Genomic DNA, 16,206 nt, shown 5'->3' with positions numbered 1-16,206 from the left:
AGCAAGCGACGCTCCCGAAACCGTCATCGGTCCGGGAGCGATCCGATCAGCTCGCGGCGTTCTCGGAGATGAACTTCACGGCGTCGCCGACCGTCTGGATGGTCTCGGCGGCGTCGTCGGGGATCTCGATCCCGAACTCTTCCTCGAAGGCCATGACCAGCTCGACGGTGTCGAGCGAGTCTGCGCCCAGATCGTCGATGAAGCTGGCGCTCTCGGTGACCTTGTCCTCTTCGACGGACAGGTGCTCGACGACGATCTTCTTAACGCGCTCGGCGATGTCGCTCATGCGAGAATCCTCACTCCTCTTGGCCCTGTCTGAGGGCCCTGTCGTCCCTTGATCGCGTCCCTCGGCAAGGACGCCTCGGGCCGGAAACCTGTTCGACGGGCCGGGGGTCCGGTCCGTCGCTTGTGGGGCGGCTATATCATAGCGGCCGGGGGTGGCAACAATGAATCGCCCCCCTCCGGCGGCCTCCGGGCCGCCGCCCCAAGACCTCAGATCATCGCCATGCCGCCGTTGACATGCAAGGTCGCGCCGGTCGTGTAACCGGCCTCGGAAGAGGCCAGATACACCGCCGCCGAGGCGATTTCCTGCGCCGTGCCCATGCGACCCGCGGGGATGCCGGCCAGCAGCTTCTCCTTCTGGGCGTCGGGCAGCTTCTCGGTCATCGCGGTCGCGATGAAGCCGGGCGCGATGCAGTTGACGGTGACGCCCCGGCTCGCGACCTCTGCCGCCAGGCTCTTGGACATGCCGATCAGCCCGGCCTTCGAGGCGGCATAGTTCCCCTGCCCCGGGTTGCCGGTCACGCCCACGATCGAAGTGACCGAGATGATCCGCCCCCAGCGCGCCTTCATCATCCCGCGCAGCACCCCGCGCGAGAGACGGAAGGCCGCCATCAGGTTGATCTGCAGGACGGTCTCGAAGTCCTCGTCCGACATGCGCATGAACAGCTGGTCGCGGGTGACGCCGGCGTTGTTCACCAGGATGTCGACGCCCCCCATCGCCTCGGCCGCGGCCTTGGGCAGCGCCTCGACGGCGGCGGCGTCGCTCAGGTTGCAGGGCGTCACGAACGCCCGCTCGCCCAGCTCGGCGGCCAGCGCCTCCAGCGGCTCGGTGCGGGTGCCCGACAGGGCCACCGTCGCGCCCTGCGCGTGCAGCGCGCGCGCGATCTCCCCCCCGATGCCGCCCGAGGCGCCGGTCACCAGCGCCCGCTTGCCGCTCAGATCGAACATGCCGCTCATCCCTTGATCTCGGCCGCCACGGCCTTCGCGTCCTCGGGCCCGTTTACGGCCTTCGCCGCCAGCCCCTTGTCGATGCGCCGCGCGAGCCCGCTCAGCACCTTGCCCGCGCCGATTTCCACCAGCTCGGTCACGCCCTGGGACTGCATCCACAGGATGTCCTCGCGCCAGCGCACCGCGCCGGTCACCTGCGCCACCAGCAGTTTGCGGATCTCGTCCGGGTCCGAGACGCCCTCGGCCTTCACGTTCGAGACCACCGGCACCGCCGGCGCCTTGATCGCGACCTCGGCCAGCGCCTGAGCCATCTTGTCGGCGGCGGGCTGCATCAGCGCGCAATGGAACGGCGCGCTCACCGGCAGCAGCATGCCCCGCTTCGCGCCGAGCGCCTTGGCCGCCTCGATCGCGCGCTCCACCGCCGCCTTGTGACCCGAGATCACCACCTGCGTGGGCTCGTTGTCGTTGGCCGCCTCGCAGACCTCGCCCTGCGCGGCCTCCGCGGCCGCCTGGCGGGCGCCGTCGAGGCCGATGCCCAGCAGGGCCGCCATCGCGCCCACGCCCGGCGCGCAGGCCGCCTGCATCGCCTCGCCGCGCAGGCGCAGCAGCTTCGCCGTCGCGCCCACCTCCAGCGCGCCCGCGGCGCACAGGGCCGAATACTCGCCCAGCGAGTGCCCGGCCACGAAGGCGGCGTCGGCGATGGTCACGCCCTCGGCCTCCAGCGCCCGCATCGCGGCGATCGAGGTCGCCATCAGCGCCGGCTGGGCGTTGGTGGTCAGGGTCAGCGTCTCGGCCGGACCCTCCCAGATCACCGCGCTCAGCTTCTCGCCCAGGGCGTCGTCGACTTCCTCGAAGACGGCCGCCGCCGCCGGATAGGCCTCGGCCAGGGCCTTGCCCATGCCGACCGCCTGGGCGCCCTGCCCCGGGAACACGAATGCGCGCACGCGAAATCCTCCCATCGCTGCCTCGGCTCCGCTCTACCGTTCCCGCCTGCGCGTCGCAACCGGCGCCGTCCCGGCCTTGCGTTCCGCGGCGAAATCGGCGATACGCGCGCTTCCTTCCGAAAACGGATGCCGTCGCGCCTCTCGTATGCGGGCTTCGGAAGGCTTCGCCCCCGCATTTTGAAGCGTCGACAAGATAAGGATGACCAGATGGCGCTCTACGAGCACGTCTTCATCGCGCGTCAGGACCTGTCCAACGCGCAGGCCGAGGGGCTGATCGAGCACTTCGGCCAGGTTCTCAAGGACAACGGCGGCGACGTCCAGGGCTCCGAATACTGGGGCGTGCGGACCCTCGCCTACAAGATCAACAAGAACCGCAAGGGCCACTACGCCTATCTCAAGACCGACAGCCCCTCGGCCGCGGTCATGGAGATGGAGCGCCTGATGCGCCTCCACGACGACGTCCTGCGCGTCCTGACCGTGAAGGTCGAGGAGCACGAGGAAGGCCCGTCGGCCGTCCTGCAGGCCAAGAATTCCCGTGACGACCGCGGCGGTCGTGGCGGCCGGGATCGCGGCCCCCGCGGCCCGCGTCGCGACTGATAGGCAGAGGAGACACCAACCATGGCTCGCAAGCCTTTCTTCCGTCGTCGCAAGACCTGCCCGTTCTCGGGCGAGAACGCGCCGAAGATCGACTACAAGGACGTGAAGCTCCTGCAGCGCTACATCTCCGAGCGCGGCAAGATCGTCCCCTCCCGCATCACCGCCGTCTCGGCGAAGAAGCAGCGCGAGCTGGCCAAGGCCATCAAGCGGTCCCGCTTCCTCGCCCTGCTGCCCTACGCGATCAACTGAGGAGCACTGACAGATGGAAGTGGTTCTTCTCGAGCGCGTCGAAAAGCTGGGCCAGATGGGAGACGTGGTCTCCGTGAAGCCCGGCTACGGCCGCAACTTCCTTCTCCCCCAGGGCAAGGCCCTGCGGGCGACGAAGGCCAACCTGGCCCAGTTCGAGGCCCAGCGCGCCCAGCTCGAGGCCCGCAACCTCGAGCTCAAGGCCGAGGCCGAGACCGTGGCCGCCAAGCTCGACGGCCAGTCGTTCGTCATCATCCGCTCGGCTTCCGAGATGGGCGCGCTCTACGGCTCCGTCACCACGCGTGACGTCGCCGACGCGGCCACCGAGAACGGCTTCTCCGTGGATCGCCGCCAGGTGAACCTCGACAAGCCGGTCAAGGAGCTCGGCCTGCACGACATCCGCATCATCCTCCACCCGGAGGTCTCGGCGACCGTGACGATCAACGTCGCGCGCTCGAACGAGGAAGCGGAGCTGCAGGCCACCGGCAAGTCGATCCAGGAGGCCCGCGCCGAAGAGGAAGCGGCCGCCGAGTTCGACATCCAGGAGCTGTTCGAGGACGACGAGGAGGCCGAGGGCCTGCTCTCCGATCCCCGCGGCTCGGACGAAGACGAGCGTCTCTGAGACCCGGATCCGGTCGCAGCCGAATCCTGAAGCGCCCGCGGCGGACCCGCCGCGGGCGCTTCTCGTTCCAGCCTCCGCGCCGCTCGCCGGCCCCCGCCGCCCGCCGGCCCCCGCCGCCCGCAGGTCGAAGACGCCGCGTTCGCCCCTTCCCCGTGCAGGTCCGTCAGGGGCGCCCCGGGCTTGCCCCGGGGCCTCTCGACGCCTGCGACCTGCGTCGGGACAGGATTGGACATCCGGCTCCCCCCCGGCGCCATCGTCGCGGCCTTCCGCGAGATTGTCTCTCGGGACGTTCCCGCGCCAGCGTCTTCGGCCTTCCCGGGCCGCCCGGACCATCGCCGGCGCGGAAGCTCTTGATCCCCTTCGCCCCCGGCGCTAGCCCAAGCCATGGCGAACGAACTCTCCACCTGCCTGGTCCTGTCGACCGTCCGCGCCGCCCGCGCCCTCACCCGGCGCTATGACGCGCGGTTGCGGGAATACGGCGTCACCCTCGCCCAGTTCTCGGTGATGGGCTCGATCCGCGAGAAGGCCGACCGCACCCTTTCCGAGCACGCAGAGCGCATCGCGATGGACCGCACCACGCTGTCGCGCAACCTCGACCTGCTCGAGCGCAAGGGACTTGCCCGCAAGGACGCCGGCGGCGCCGGCAACGCCCGTCGCTGCGCCCTGACGCCCGAGGGCGACGCGGCCCTCGACCGCCTGATGCCCGTCTGGCGCGAGGCGCAGGCCGAGATCCGCGGCCGCCTCCACGAGGCGGACCCCGACGCCGACCCCGACGCCTTCCTGCGCATGCTGGCCCTCCTCACCCGCCTCTGATCTACGGCCGTCGGCCGCAGGCCTCCGTACGCGATCCCTCGCGGCGCGCTTGTCCGCGGCCAGCGTTGTGCATATACACCGTGCATCTACACCAACGAGGCCGCCATGACTCCCACGTCCCTTCCCGACCCGTCCGACCCGATCGTCGTCACCGGCCTCGGCGCCGTCTCGCCCCTCGGCGTGGGGATCGAGGCGACCTGGCGCGGCCTGATGGCGGGCCGCAGCGGCATTCGCGCCAACGACCGTTTCGACGCCTCCGACTACGCCTGCCGCATCGCGGGTCTGGTCCCCGGCCGCGACGAACCTGACGGGCTCGATCCGCTCGACCACGTCGACGGCAAGGACCTGCGCAAGATGGACCTGTTCATCCTCTACGCCCTCGCCGCCGCCTCCCAGGCGCTGAGCCAGGCCGGCTGGGCGCCCGATGACCCCGAGCCCCTCTCCCGCACCGCCACCGTCGTCGGAACCGGCGTCGGCGGCGTGCCCGCGATGAGCGGAGCGATGGACACCATCCGTTCGCGCGGACCCCGCCGCCTGTCGCCCTTCATCGTGCCCTCGTTCCTGCCGAACCTCGCCGCCGGCTGGATCTCGATCCGCCACGGCTTCACCGGCCCCATCGGCGCGCCGACCACCGCCTGCGCCGCCTCCGCCCAGGCCATCGCCGACGGCATGCGCCTGATCCGCTCCGGCGAGGCCGACGTCGCCCTCGTCGGCGGCGCCGACGCCTGCGTGGACCCGATCTCCATCGGCGGCTTCTCCGCCGCCCGGGCGCTCGCCACCGAGTTCAACGACCGCCCCGAGGACGCCTCCCGCCCCTTCGACCGGGCCCGCTCCGGCTTCGTCCTCTCCGAAGGCGCCGCCGCCCTGGTGATCGAGACCCTGTCCCACGCCCGCGCCCGCGGCGCGACGCCGCTGGCGGTCCTCGCCGGCCACGGCGCCTCCGCCGACGCATATCAGCTCACCGCCGGCCACGCCGACGGCCGCGGCCCCCGCGCGGCGATGGCGAAGGCGATGGCCATGGCCGGCCTCGCCCCCGCCGAGGTCGACTACGTCAACGCCCACTCCACCTCGACGCCGGTCGGCGACGCCGCCGAGATCGCCGCCATCGCCTCCGCCCTGCCGAACCGGGGCGCCGACCTCGCCGTCACCGCCACCAAGGCCAACACCGGCCACCTGCTCGGCGCCGCCGGCGCGCTCGAAGCCGCGATCACCGTCGAGATCCTGCGCCGCCAGACGATCCCGCCCGCCGCGAATCTCCCCGATCCCGAGCCCGCCGCCCGCGCCTGGACGCTGGCGACCGAAGGCCCCGTGACCCGCCCGATCCGGGCCGCGCTCTCCAACGCCTTCGGCTTCGGAGGGGTGAACGCCTGCCTCGCGTTCCGGGATGCGGCCACCCTGCCCGACTGAGGCTTTCCGGCGGCTTTCCTCGCCGCGCGGCCCGCGCTAAACGGGCGCCGAACGCAACGGGATGCGAGGACCTCCGCCATGACCCGCCGCAACGGCCTCACCTATCGCGACGCGGGCGTGGACATCGACGCGGGCGACGACCTGGTCAAGCGCATCGGGCCCGCGGCCGCCTCCACCCTACGCCCCGGCGTCGCCGACGCGCTCGGCGGCTTCGGGGGGCTCTTCGACCTCAAGGCCGCGGGCTTCCAGGACCCGGTGCTGGTCGCCGCCACCGACGGCGTCGGCACCAAGCTTCGCATCGCCATCGACACCGGCCATCTCGACGGCGTGGGCGTCGACCTCGTCGCCATGTGCGTCAACGACCTGATCTGCCAGGGCGCGGAACCCCTGTTCTTCCTCGACTACTTCGCCACCGGCAAGCTGTCGGTCGACGAGGGCGCCCGGGTGATCGAGGGCATCGCCGCCGGCTGCCGCACCGCCGGCTGCGCCCTGATCGGCGGCGAGACGGCCGAGATGCCCGGCATGTACGCCGCCGGCGACTTCGACCTCGCCGGCTTCGCCGTCGGCGCCGCCGAGCGCGGCCAGACCCTGCCCGTGACGGCCCAGCCCGGCGACGTGGTCCTCGGCCTCGCCTCCGACGGCGTCCACTCCAACGGCTTCTCCCTGGTCCGCCGCGTCGCCGAGCACGCCGGCCTGACCTGGGACTCGCCCAGCCCCTTCTCCGAGGGAACCCTCGGCGAGGCCCTGCTGACCCCCACCCGCATCTACGTGCGCCCGGCGCTGGCCGCGTTCCGCGCCGGCGGCGTGCGCGGCTTCGCCCACATCACCGGCGGCGGCCTGACCGAGAACCTGCCCCGCGTCCTGCCCGAGGGCCTCGGCGCGACGCTCGACCTGACCGCCTGGACCCTGCCCCCGGTCTTCGCCTGGCTGCGCGACGCCGGCGGCCTCGAGGAGGCGGAACTGCTCCGCGTCTTCAACTGCGGCATCGGCCTCTGCGTCGTCGTCGCCGCGGACCGCGCCGACGAGCTCTCCGCCCTCCTCGCCGCCGCGGGCGAGACCGTCCACCGCCTCGGCGAGATCGCCGAGGGCGAGGGCGTTTCCTACAGGGGCTCCCTGGCGTGAGCGCAAAGGCCCGCGTCGCGATCCTGATCTCCGGCGGCGGCTCGAACATGAGCGCGCTGCTGGACGACATGGCCGACCCCGACCACCCCTGCGAGCCGGCCCTGGTGCTCTCGAACCGCGCCGACGCCGGCGGCCTCGCCAAGGCCGCCGCGCGCGGCGTGGCCACGGCCGTGGTCGACCACCGCCCCCACAAGGGCGACCGCCACGCCTTCGAGGCTGAGCTGAACGAAGCCCTCGCCGCCGCCCGCCCCGACCTGATCTGCCTCGCCGGCTTCATGCGCGTCCTGACGCCGGAGTTCGTCGCCGGTCACGCCGGCAAAATGCTGAACATCCACCCCTCGCTGCTGCCGCTGTTCCCCGGCCTGCACACCCACGCCCGCGCCATCGAGGCCGGCTGCGCGGTGCACGGCTGCACGGTGCACGAGGTGACGGGGGAGCTGGACCTGGGCCCGATCCTCGGCCAGGCGGTGGTGCCGGTCTTGCCCGGCGACGACGCGGATGCGCTCGCCGCCCGGGTGCTGCGGCAGGAGCATCGCCTGTATCCGCAGGCCCTGCGCCGCTTTGCGGTCGGCAAGCGCGAGCCCTTCGCGATCCTCGACCAGCCGGCCTGACCGCGAGGACGGCCGGGCGGCCCTCGGCGCCGCAAGCGGCGCCGTCGCCCCGCCCTGCCGTCCCCGTCGACGTCGGAACTCATCGGCGCGGGGGCCGCAGCCCCCGCCCACGGGCTCAGGCCGCGTCGTCGAGACCGCGGCCCCGGATCATCGCCGCCGGATCGGGCTCGCGCCCTCGGAAGGCCAGCCACGCGTCCATCGGATCCAGGCTGCCGCCCCGGGTCAGGATGTCGTCCGCCAGCCGCTTCGCGGTCTGCGCGTCGAAGACATCCCCCGCCTCCTCGAAGGCCGCGAAGGCGTCGGCGTCCATCACCTCGGACCACATGTAGCTGTAGTAGCCCGCCGAATAGCCGTCGCCCGAGAACACGTGCAGGAAATGCGGCGCCGAATGGCGCGAGACGATCGCCTGCGGGATGCCGATCCCCTCGAGCACCGCCTTCTCGAAGGCCAGCGCCTCGAACCCTTCGGCCGAGGTCAGCCGGTGCATCTCGTGATCGACCAGCGCAGAGGCGAGATACTCCACCGTCGCGAAGCCCTGCCCGAAGTTCCGCGCGGCCAGCATCTTCTCCATCAGCGCCGCCGGGATCGGCTCGCCGGTCCGGTAGTGGCGCGCGTGCCTGCCCAGCACCTCGGGCGTCTCCAGCCAGTGCTCGTAGAGCTGCGAGGGCAGTTCCACGAAGTCCCGCGCCACCGACGTCCCCGACACCGACGGATACTTCACGTCCGACAGCATCCCGTGCAGCGCGTGGCCGAACTCGTGGAACAGCGTGCGGGCGTCGTCGAAGGACAGCAGCGTCTCGTCATCGCCTTGCGCGAAGTTCATCACGTTGAGGATCACCGGACGCACGCGCCCCACGGACGCGTCGAAATCCTCCTGCCCCACCATCTGGCTCATCCAGGCGCCCGAGCGCTTGGAGGGCCGGGCGAAATAATCGCCCACGAACAGCGCCAGCGGCACGCCGCCGCGCGTGACCTCCCAGGCGCGGGCGTCGGGGTGGTGCAGGGCCAGGCCCTCGACCTCCCGGAACTCCAGCCCGAACAGGCGGCCGGCGCAGTCGAAGGCGGCCTCGATCATGCCCGAGAGCGGGAAGTAGGGCTTCAGCTCCGCCTCCGACAGCGCGTGGTCGCGCGCCCGCGTCTTCTCGGACCAGTAGCGCCAGTCCCAGGCGGCGATGGGGTCGTTGGCGCCGGCCTCGGCGGCGACCTCGGCCAGGCGCTTCGCCTCCGCCTCGGCCTTCGCTTTCGCCGGGCCCCAGACCCGCATCAGCAGCTCGCGCACCGCATCCGGGGTCTTCGCCATCTCCGGCGCCAGCTTGAACTCGGCGAAGGTCGGATGGCCCAGCAGGTTCGCCCGCTCGATCCTGAGCTCGACGATGCGCGCGATGATCGCGGTGTTGTCCGTCTCCCCCCCGTTGGCCCCGCGCGAGACCCAGGCCCGCCAGGCCCGCTCCCGCAGGTCCCGCCGCGGGGCGAGCTTCAGGAACGGCTCCACCGAGGAGCGCGCCAGCGTCACCATGTGCCCCGTCTTGCCGCGATCCTTCGCGGCCCGGGCGGCGGAGGCGACCAGGCTCTCGGGCAGGTCCGCCAGGTCCTCCTCCCCCAGCTCCATGAACCAGCCGCTCTCGTCGGCCAGCACGTTCTGGGAGAACCGGGTGGCGAGCTTCGAGAGCTCCTCCATGATCTCCGCCAGGCGCGCCCGCCCGGCCTCGTCCAGCCGCGCGCCCGAACGCTCGTAGCCCTGCCGCCACAGGAACAGCACGCGCGCCTGCTCGGGGCTCAGCCCGTCCTCCGGCACGGCGTCGACGCGCGCAGCCAGCGCCGGGTCCATCGAGACGGCCGACCAGTGGCGCGACATCACCGGCGCCATCTCGCGCTCCAGCTCCCGGATCGGGTCGTCCGAGCAGGTGGAGGCGAGCGTGTAGAAGACGGTCGCAACCCGCCCCAGGCCGCGGCCCGCGGCCTCCAGCGCCTCGATGGTGTTGGCGAAGGTGGGGGCGTCGGCCGAATCGCGGATCGCGGCGATCTCGGCCTTGTGGGCGGCCAGCGCCCGGCCGAAGGCCTCCCGGATCGCCTGCGGCGTGGCCGCGGCGAAGGGCGGCAGGCCATGGGGATCGGCGGTCGGCGCATCCAGCGCGACGGCGCCTGCGGCGGGGGCGGTGGCGGAGGATTCGTGGCTCATCGTGGCTCCCGGTGGAGGCCCGCCGGACGGCCGGTTCCGCGGCCGGGGCGGGACGAGGCGTCCGCTTGCCCCTTGCCAAGGACCCGCGGCACGCGGAAGGTCTTGATAACGCGCGGACGATGCGCGGCTGTCACCGGTCTATCAGGGCCGGAGCCCAGCCGCCAGCGACGGCGCGGAGAGCCGGGCCGCGCGCCGACCGGGGGGTCGCGCGCCGGCCCAGGGGGCTGGACGACAGGGACAGAGGCGGCCGGTCTGCGCAGGGGCCCGCCGCGCCGAGGGGATGGTGCGGCCATGGTGCGTGGCGGCGCGGGCGAAATGCCGGCCGAAGGAAAGGGCGCGATCGTCGTCATGCAGACGAAACCGTCTAAAGGAACCGGCGCCGGTCCGGTGATGGAGCTGCGCCTGCTCGGCGCGGCGCTGGCGCGGCGTCCCGACGGGGCCGCGCTCACCGGGCTCGGCGCCAAGGGCCTGGCGGTGCTCGCCTATCTGTCGATGCAGCCCGGACGCACGGCGACGCGCGACGTGCTGGTGGACCTGCTTTGGTCCCAGGGCTCCCCCGACCAGGGCCGCGCCTCGCTGCGCCAGGAGCTGCGGCGGATGAAGCGCGCCATGGGCCCGCTCTTCGACCAGGTGATCGAGACGCCGGGCGGGCAGATCGCCCTTCTCCCCGGCTCGGTCGTCACCGACCTCGAGCGGGTCGAGACCGCCTACGCCTCGCGCGAGACCTCGGGCCTCTCGGCGCTGATCGACAGCTACGGGGGGCCGCTCCTCTCCCCGCTCGCGGTGCCCGAGGCGGTGTTTCAGGACTGGGTCGCCGCGCGCAACTCCCAGATCGAGGCCGCCGTCGGCGACGGACTCCTGCGCCTGATGCTCCTCGACGAGAGCGCCGGGCGCCTCGACCGCGCCGCCGCCGCCGCGCGAAAACTCCTCGACATCGACAGCCTGCAGGAGGACGTGCACGCCTCGCTGGTGCGCATCCACGTCGCCGCCGGCCGCATCCCCCAGGCGAAACGCGCCGTCGAGGCCTGCAAGACCCTGTTCGAGGAGGAGCTCGGCGGACCGCCCGAGATCGACCTCGACGCCCTGATCCCCGACGCCCGCCCCGCCCGGCCGTCGGCGCCCGCCCCCGCCCGCACGGCGCCCGAGCGCGCCGCCCGCAAGCCCGCCCCGGACGACCGCCCGCTGGTGGCCATCGCCCCCAGCCTGGGCCAGACCCGTGAATGCGCGGTCGCCATGGCGGTTGCCGAGGCGGCGCTGGAGCAGCTCGCCCGTATCTGCTGGATGCGCGTGCGCGGCACCGCGGCGCTGGAGGCCTCGGGCATCTGCGTGGCCGACCTCGCCCGCGCCGCCGACTACGCCGTCACGCTGCGCGTCGAGATCGGCGAGGAGACCGCGGCCGAGATCGTCGCGGCCTCCCGCATGGGCGACGCCGCCTCGGTCGCCGCGCGCCGGCTGGCCATGGCCCCGGGGGGCGAGCTCTCCACCGCCGTCGGCCTCGGCCGCGCGCTGGCCGGCGCCCTCTGCGCCGATCTCACGGAACTCGAGACCCGCGCCGCCCTCGCCGCCCCCTCCGCCGACAGCGCCTGGCCGCGTCTGATGCGCGCCCGTGGCCTGGTCATGCACGGCGGCCCCCGCGCCGCCGAGACCGCCCGCGCGCTGCTGGATCCGCGCGCCCGCTCCGGCGAGGCGGACGCGGCCGAACTCTGCATCCTGGCCCTGAGCCATCTCGAGGAATGCTGGTCCGGCTGGTCCGCCGGCCCGCGGGAGGCGCTGTTCCGCGGCCGGGAACTGGCGCTGCGCGCCCTGCGCCGCGCGCCGGGCGATCCCTGGCCGCAGCACGTTCTGGGCCTCGCCGCCTCGCTGATGCTCGACCTCGACAGCGCCCGCGCCCACCAGCTCCGCGCCCTGACGCTGGCCCCCGGCTTCGCGCCCGCGATCGGCGAGATGGCCCGCCTGCTGGCGCTCGCCGGCGACGCGGACGAGGCCGGCGACTGGGCCGCCCGGGCGCTCGCCGCGGCCCCCGGCGCCGCCGAGGCCGCCGCCTGGATCCGCGCGCCCGCGCTGGCCCGTTTCGCCATCGGCGACTGGGAGGGCGCGCTGGAATGCACCGACCGGGCCCTCGCCCTGCGCCCCGACTGGGCCCAGACGCGCCTGCTCCGCGCCGCGACGCTCGAGGCGCTCGGCCGCTCCTCGGAGGTCGCGCGCACGCTCGAGCCGGCGGCGAAGATCCTCTCGCGGATCTCGGTCGACGCGGTGCGCCTCGCCCATCCCTTCGCCGACGAGCAGCGGATCGAGGCCCTGGTCGCCCCCCTCTCCCGCGTCGCGGCCGAGACCGCCTGAGGGGGCCCGCGCCCCCTCAGCGCACCAGCAGCAGCAGCGCCACCCCGGCAGTCGCGCAGGCCAGCCCCGCGTAGCGCAGCCGCTCCGGCCCCCAGTCGCGCATCAGCTCAAGCAACTGCTCCAGCCGATGCGGCGAGGTCGCCAGCAGCAGCCCCTCCACCGCCAGGATCGCGCCCAGGGCGAACAGAAGATCACGCATCGCGCGAGGACCTCCGGCCATGAAAAAGGCGGGCGAGACGCCCGCCGGAAACGCAGACCGGCGGCGCGAGGTCCCGCGCCGCCGGCCGCATCCGCTCTCGGTTCGCCTCAGTCCGCGGCAGGCGCCGGGGTCGTCGGCGTCGCCTCGCCCGAGGGCGCGGCCGCGGGCGCCGGCTCGGCCGGAGCCTGCGACGCCTCGGTCCCGGCGGCATCCGCGGGCGCGGTCTCCTCGACCATCCGCTGCAGCTCGCCTTCGCCGAAGTAGCGGAAGAATTCGCTGTCCGGCGTCAGCACGATCGAGGAGTTGCGCCCCTGCAGCGCGGTCTCATAGGCCCGCAGCGAGCGGTAGAAGGCGAAGAACTCCTCGTCCCGGCCATAGGCGGTCGCGAAGATCCGGTTGCGCTCGCCGTCGGCCTCGCCTCGGATCACCTCCGACTCCCGCCGCGCTTCCGAGACCAGCTCGATCGCCTGGCGGTCGGCGTTGGCGCGGATCCGCTGGGCGGCCTCCTCGCCCCGGGCCCGCTCGTCGGCGGCCTCGCGCTGGCGCTCGGCCTGCATCCGCTCGAACGTGGCCTGGAGGTTCTGCTGCGGCAGGTCCACCCGGCGCAGACGCACGTCGACGATCTGCACGCCCAGGTTCTGCGACTGCGCCCGCGTGGTGTCGCGGATGCGGGTCATCAGCTCCGAGCGCTCGTCCGACAGGATCGTGTCCGAGGTGACCGAGCCCAGCACCTCGCGCAGCGAGGCGTTGAGGATCCGCTCCAGCCGCGGCAGGGCGTTCATCTCGCTGCTCACAGCCTGGCGGAAGCGCACCGGATCGGTGATGCGCCAGCGGGCGAAGGCGTCGACCACCAGGCGGCGGTCGTCGATCGGCGTGACCTCCAGCTCGCCGCCTTCCAGCGGCAGGATCCGGTCCTCGTAGAAGATCACCGTCTGGATCAGCGGGATCTTGAAGTAGAGCCCGGGCTCCCGGTAGCCCTCGGTCTGCCCGACCACCTGGCCGAACTGCAGCTTCAGGGCCTGCTGGCGTTCGTCCACGATGAAGATCGAGTTGACCAGCACGAAGACGGCGACCACGACGACGCCGATCAGGATGGGAAGCTTCTTCATCGGTCGGCCCCCCCGCCCTGGCTGCGCCGCATCTGGTCGAGCGGCAGATAGGGCACCACGCCCCCGCCCCCCGTGCCGCCGCCCGCGATGCCGTCGCTGACGATGATCTTGTCCACGTCGCCCAGCACCCGCTCCATGGTCTCGAGGTAGAGACGCTTGCGCGTCACGTCCTGGGACTCGGAATAGGCGTCGTAGATGGACTCGAAGCGGGCTGCCTCGCCGCGCGCCTCGTTGACGGTCTGGGCCGCATAGGCCTCGGCCTCCTGCACCAGCTGCGCGGACTGCCCGCGCGCCTCGGCCAGCGCCCGGTTGGCGTAGGCCTCGGCCTGGTTCTCGAGCCGCACCCGGTCCTGGCCGGCCGCCTGCACGTCGCGGAACGAGTCGATGACCTCCCGCGGCGGGTCGGCCTTGTCGAAGTTGACGCGCACGATGTTGACGCCCGACTGGTAGCTGTCGAGCGTCGACTGGATCAGCGCCTGCACGTCCTGGGAGACGATGGCGCGGTCGCGGTTGAGGATCGGCGACAGCTCGGAGCGCCCGATGACCTCGCGCATCGCCGCTTCGGAGACGGCGCGGATCGTGGATTCGGGCTCGGCGAGGTTGAACAGGAAGGCGGCCGGATCGGAGATGTTCCACACCACCTGGTAGTCGACGTCGACGATGTTCTCGTCGCCCGTCAGGATCAGGCCGGCGTCGGTCTGCTGACTGCCGCCGGTGCGCGGACGCTCCTGGCCGATGTTGATGACGTTCTCGCGGGTGACCGGCAGCACTTCGTAGGTGTAGATCGGCCAGGGCGCGATGTTCAGGCCCTGCTCCCCGATCGAGGCGAATTCGCCCAGCCGCAGCTCGACCGATTGCTCGGACGTGTCGACGGTGTAGAGCGAGGCCGCGAGCCACGCGCCGACCAGCGCCACGGCCGCCAGCACGTAGCCGCCGCGCCCGATGCCGTCAGGCAGGCCCGAGCCGCCGCCGCCGCGGTTGCCGCCGCCGCCGCCCTGGCCGCCGAAGATCACCTTGAGGCGGTCGCGGCCCTGACGCAGCAGCTCGTCCATGTCGGGGCCCTGGTCGCCCCCGCCGCCGCCGCCGCCGGAGCCACCGCCCCCGCCCCATGGGCCGCGGCCGCCGCCGCCGCCCGAGTTCCTGTCGCGACCCCCGCCGCCCCATGGGCCGCCGGAGTTGTTGGAGAAGGGCATGTCCCTGATGTCCTCCCGGGATATTGCAGCTGTATTCGGTTCTTCGTGTAGCAGACGGGGCGCGCGGGCGGAAACCCTCGCGCTCCGGTGGAGCGACGCGCTCAGCGCGTCGGAGTCTTCATCGTGACCAGCTCTTCGGCCGCCGTGGGATGCACGGCGACGGTCCGGTCGAAGTCTTCCTTGGTGGCGCCCATCTTGAGGGCGATGCCGGCGAGCTGGATCATCTCGCCCGCCCCGTGCCCCACCAGATGGCAGCCCAGCACCTTGCGGGTGGCCTTGTCCACCAGCAGCTTCATCAGCATCCGCTCGTCGCGGCCCGACATCGTGTGCATCATCGGGCGGAAATCGGCCGCGTAGACCTCGATGTCGTGGGTCTCGCGCGCCGCCTCCTCGGTCATGCCGCAGGTCCCGATCTCGGGCTGCGTGAAGACCGCCGTCGGGATCAGCTCGTGATCGGCCGCGGTCAGCTCCCCCTCGAAGACGCTTTTCGCGAAGGCCGCGCCCTCCCGGATCGCGACCGGCGTCAGCGCCACGCGGTCCGTCACGTCGCCGATCGCCCAGATCGAGGGGACGCTGGTGCGCGAGTATTCGTCCACCACCACCTCGCCCTTCGCCCCCAGTTTCACCCCCGCCTCCTCCAGCCCGATCCCGCGGGCGTTCGGATGGCGGCCGGTGGCGTAGAGCACCGCGTCGGTCTCGATGGTTTCGCCGGAGGTCAGCTCCACCGCCAGGCCGCTCTCGGTCGGATCGCCGATGGCGGCGACGTCGCTCTCCACCCGGATCTCGACGCCCTTCTTGATCATCTCGGCCTGCACGAAGCCCGCGACCTCGCCGTCGAAGCCGCGCAGGATCCGCTCGCCGCGGTAAAGCTGGACGACCTTCGCGCCCATCCCGTTCAGCACGCCCGCGAACTCGCAGGCGATGTAGCCGCCGCCCACGATCACGATCCGCTTCGGCATCTCCGGCAGCTCGAACACCTCGTTCGAAGTCATCGCGTGGCAGGCGCCGGGCACGTCGGGCACGAAGGGCGCGCCGCCGGTGGCGACCAGGATATGCTTCGCCGTCAGGTCCTTGTCGTGGGAGCTCAGGCGCACCGAATGCGGCCCCGTCACCACGCCTCGCGCCCGGTGCAGCTCGACGCCGGCGGCGCCGAGGTTGCGGGCGTAGATCCCCTCCAGCCGGGCGATCTCGCGGTCCTTGGCGGCCATGAAGTCGGGCCAGGAGAAGCGGCTCTCGCCCACCGTCCAGCCGTAGCCCTTGGCATCCTCGAAGCTCTCGGCGAAGGCGGAGGCGTAGACCATCAGCTTCTTGGGCACGCAGCCCCGGATCACGCAGGTGCCGCCGTAGCGGTATTCCTCGACGATCGCGACCTTGGCGCCGGCCAGCGCGGACATCCGCGCCGCGCGCACTCCGCCGGAGCCCGCGCCGATGACGATCAGGTCGTAGTCGTAGGCCATGCGCCTCTCCCCCTTTCAGGCCCCCCTTGCAGGCCCACGGCTTGGTTCGCGCCCACACTTAGTCCCGCAGCGCTCCCGGCGCCATGGGCGCCGGGGCGATGCGGGGGCGAAAGCCCGGGGAAACCGCTCGCGCGCGA

16 protein-coding genes are annotated in these 16,206 nt (G+C 72.7%); 8 read left to right on the top strand and 8 right to left on the bottom strand.

All coding sequences use genetic code 11. The features are described from left to right. Nucleotides 1-46: 46 nt before the first annotated feature. The 3 genes from BM064_RS12135 to fabD all read right to left on the bottom strand — a co-directional run bounded on the left by BM064_RS12135 (nucleotide 47) and on the right by fabD (nucleotide 2,189). A complete protein-coding gene (locus BM064_RS12135) occupies nucleotides 47-286 on the bottom strand; it encodes an acyl carrier protein (RefSeq protein ID WP_092860046.1) in 240 nt (79 codons plus the stop codon). A gap of 206 nt (nucleotides 287-492) precedes the next feature. After that, nucleotides 493-1,230 carry a 3-oxoacyl-[acyl-carrier-protein] reductase gene (fabG, locus tag BM064_RS12130; protein WP_092860344.1) on the bottom strand — a complete coding sequence of 246 codons (738 nt, stop codon included), beginning with the start codon at nucleotides 1,228-1,230 and terminating at the stop codon, nucleotides 493-495. Nucleotides 1,231-1,235: 5 nt separating this feature from the next. Further along, nucleotides 1,236-2,189, bottom strand: a complete 954-nt coding sequence (fabD, locus tag BM064_RS12125) for an ACP S-malonyltransferase (RefSeq protein ID WP_092860045.1) — start codon at nucleotides 2,187-2,189, stop codon at nucleotides 1,236-1,238. 192 nt (nucleotides 2,190-2,381) lie between these two features. Here fabD and rpsF point away from each other — a divergent pair, with 192 nt between their 5' ends. The 7 genes from rpsF (at nucleotide 2,382) to purN (ending at nucleotide 7,592) form a co-directional block, all read left to right on the top strand. Continuing rightward, entirely contained in the window at nucleotides 2,382-2,771 is a 390-nt protein-coding gene (gene rpsF, locus BM064_RS12120) for a 30S ribosomal protein S6 (protein WP_092860044.1), read from the top strand. A 21-nt stretch (nucleotides 2,772-2,792) separates the two neighbouring features. After that, nucleotides 2,793-3,020: a 30S ribosomal protein S18 gene (gene rpsR, locus BM064_RS12115; protein WP_092860043.1), complete on the top strand. Its 228-nt coding sequence runs from the start codon at nucleotides 2,793-2,795 to the stop codon at nucleotides 3,018-3,020. Nucleotides 3,021-3,033: 13 nt separating this feature from the next. Next, complete coding sequence (gene rplI, locus BM064_RS12110) at nucleotides 3,034-3,639, top strand: 50S ribosomal protein L9 (protein ID WP_092860042.1); 606 nt, start codon at nucleotides 3,034-3,036, stop codon at nucleotides 3,637-3,639. Nucleotides 3,640-4,023: 384 nt separating this feature from the next. After that, nucleotides 4,024-4,452: a MarR family winged helix-turn-helix transcriptional regulator gene (locus BM064_RS12105; RefSeq protein WP_092860041.1), complete on the top strand. Its 429-nt coding sequence runs from the start codon at nucleotides 4,024-4,026 to the stop codon at nucleotides 4,450-4,452. 105 nt (nucleotides 4,453-4,557) lie between these two features. After that, nucleotides 4,558-5,859, top strand: coding sequence for a beta-ketoacyl-ACP synthase (locus BM064_RS12100; RefSeq protein WP_092860040.1), 1,302 nt, complete (start codon nucleotides 4,558-4,560; stop codon nucleotides 5,857-5,859). A 78-nt stretch (nucleotides 5,860-5,937) separates the two neighbouring features. Beyond that, entirely contained in the window at nucleotides 5,938-6,981 is a 1,044-nt protein-coding gene (gene purM / locus BM064_RS12095) for a phosphoribosylformylglycinamidine cyclo-ligase (RefSeq protein WP_092860039.1), read from the top strand. Continuing rightward, nucleotides 6,978-7,592 (top strand): phosphoribosylglycinamide formyltransferase, encoded by a 615-nt coding sequence (purN, locus tag BM064_RS12090; protein WP_092860038.1) that lies wholly within the window; start codon nucleotides 6,978-6,980, stop codon nucleotides 7,590-7,592. The genes purM and purN overlap by 4 nt, the downstream gene beginning before the upstream one ends. A gap of 115 nt (nucleotides 7,593-7,707) precedes the next feature. Here the strand turns inward: purN and BM064_RS12085 are convergent, their stop codons facing one another. After that, nucleotides 7,708-9,771, bottom strand: a complete 2,064-nt coding sequence (locus BM064_RS12085; protein WP_092860037.1) for a M3 family metallopeptidase — start codon at nucleotides 9,769-9,771, stop codon at nucleotides 7,708-7,710. 348 nt (nucleotides 9,772-10,119) lie between these two features. Here BM064_RS12085 and BM064_RS28345 point away from each other — a divergent pair, with 348 nt between their 5' ends. Then, entirely contained in the window at nucleotides 10,120-12,111 is a 1,992-nt protein-coding gene (locus tag BM064_RS28345) for an AfsR/SARP family transcriptional regulator (protein ID WP_177236231.1), read from the top strand. A gap of 16 nt (nucleotides 12,112-12,127) precedes the next feature. On the opposite strand, the gene BM064_RS12075 is transcribed toward BM064_RS28345, so the two are convergent. From BM064_RS12075 to gor, 4 genes are all read right to left on the bottom strand, one after another. Continuing rightward, nucleotides 12,128-12,310, bottom strand: coding sequence for a DUF2065 domain-containing protein (locus BM064_RS12075; RefSeq protein ID WP_177236230.1), 183 nt, complete (start codon nucleotides 12,308-12,310; stop codon nucleotides 12,128-12,130). A gap of 107 nt (nucleotides 12,311-12,417) precedes the next feature. Beyond that, a complete protein-coding gene (gene hflC, locus BM064_RS12070; RefSeq protein ID WP_092860035.1) occupies nucleotides 12,418-13,419 on the bottom strand; it encodes a protease modulator HflC in 1,002 nt (333 codons plus the stop codon). Continuing rightward, nucleotides 13,416-14,612: an FtsH protease activity modulator HflK gene (gene hflK, locus BM064_RS12065; RefSeq protein ID WP_092860034.1), complete on the bottom strand. Its 1,197-nt coding sequence runs from the start codon at nucleotides 14,610-14,612 to the stop codon at nucleotides 13,416-13,418. The genes hflC and hflK overlap by 4 nt, the downstream gene beginning before the upstream one ends. A gap of 101 nt (nucleotides 14,613-14,713) precedes the next feature. Continuing rightward, nucleotides 14,714-16,069, bottom strand: a complete 1,356-nt coding sequence (gor, locus tag BM064_RS12060; RefSeq protein ID WP_092860033.1) for a glutathione-disulfide reductase — start codon at nucleotides 16,067-16,069, stop codon at nucleotides 14,714-14,716. Between the last annotated feature and the right edge of the window lie 137 nt (nucleotides 16,070-16,206).

The organism is Albimonas pacifica (assembly GCF_900113695.1).
Lineage (GTDB): Bacteria > Pseudomonadota > Alphaproteobacteria > Rhodobacterales > Rhodobacteraceae > Albimonas > Albimonas pacifica.
The sequence above is the reverse complement of the archived record's forward strand: the minus strand, read 5'-3'. Positions and strand labels throughout refer to the sequence as shown.

Coding starts and splice junctions, on each gene's coding strand:
- BM064_RS12135 (WP_092860046.1), bottom strand. CDS start 286: ATGAGCGACATCGCCGAGCGCGTTAAGAAGATCGTCGTCGAGCACCTG.
- fabG (WP_092860344.1), bottom strand. CDS start 1,230: ATGTTCGATCTGAGCGGCAAGCGGGCGCTGGTGACCGGCGCCTCGGGC.
- fabD (WP_092860045.1), bottom strand. CDS start 2,189: ATGGGAGGATTTCGCGTGCGCGCATTCGTGTTCCCGGGGCAGGGCGCC.
- rpsF (WP_092860044.1), top strand. CDS start 2,382: ATGGCGCTCTACGAGCACGTCTTCATCGCGCGTCAGGACCTGTCCAAC.
- rpsR (WP_092860043.1), top strand. CDS start 2,793: ATGGCTCGCAAGCCTTTCTTCCGTCGTCGCAAGACCTGCCCGTTCTCG.
- rplI (WP_092860042.1), top strand. CDS start 3,034: ATGGAAGTGGTTCTTCTCGAGCGCGTCGAAAAGCTGGGCCAGATGGGA.
- BM064_RS12105 (WP_092860041.1), top strand. CDS start 4,024: ATGGCGAACGAACTCTCCACCTGCCTGGTCCTGTCGACCGTCCGCGCC.
- BM064_RS12100 (WP_092860040.1), top strand. CDS start 4,558: ATGACTCCCACGTCCCTTCCCGACCCGTCCGACCCGATCGTCGTCACC.
- purM (WP_092860039.1), top strand. CDS start 5,938: ATGACCCGCCGCAACGGCCTCACCTATCGCGACGCGGGCGTGGACATC.
- BM064_RS12085 (WP_092860037.1), bottom strand. CDS start 9,771: ATGAGCCACGAATCCTCCGCCACCGCCCCCGCCGCAGGCGCCGTCGCG.
- BM064_RS28345 (WP_177236231.1), top strand. CDS start 10,120: ATGCAGACGAAACCGTCTAAAGGAACCGGCGCCGGTCCGGTGATGGAG.
- BM064_RS12075 (WP_177236230.1), bottom strand. CDS start 12,310: ATGCGTGATCTTCTGTTCGCCCTGGGCGCGATCCTGGCGGTGGAGGGG.
- hflC (WP_092860035.1), bottom strand. CDS start 13,419: ATGAAGAAGCTTCCCATCCTGATCGGCGTCGTCGTGGTCGCCGTCTTC.
- hflK (WP_092860034.1), bottom strand. CDS start 14,612: ATGCCCTTCTCCAACAACTCCGGCGGCCCATGGGGCGGCGGGGGTCGC.
- gor (WP_092860033.1), bottom strand. CDS start 16,069: ATGGCCTACGACTACGACCTGATCGTCATCGGCGCGGGCTCCGGCGGA.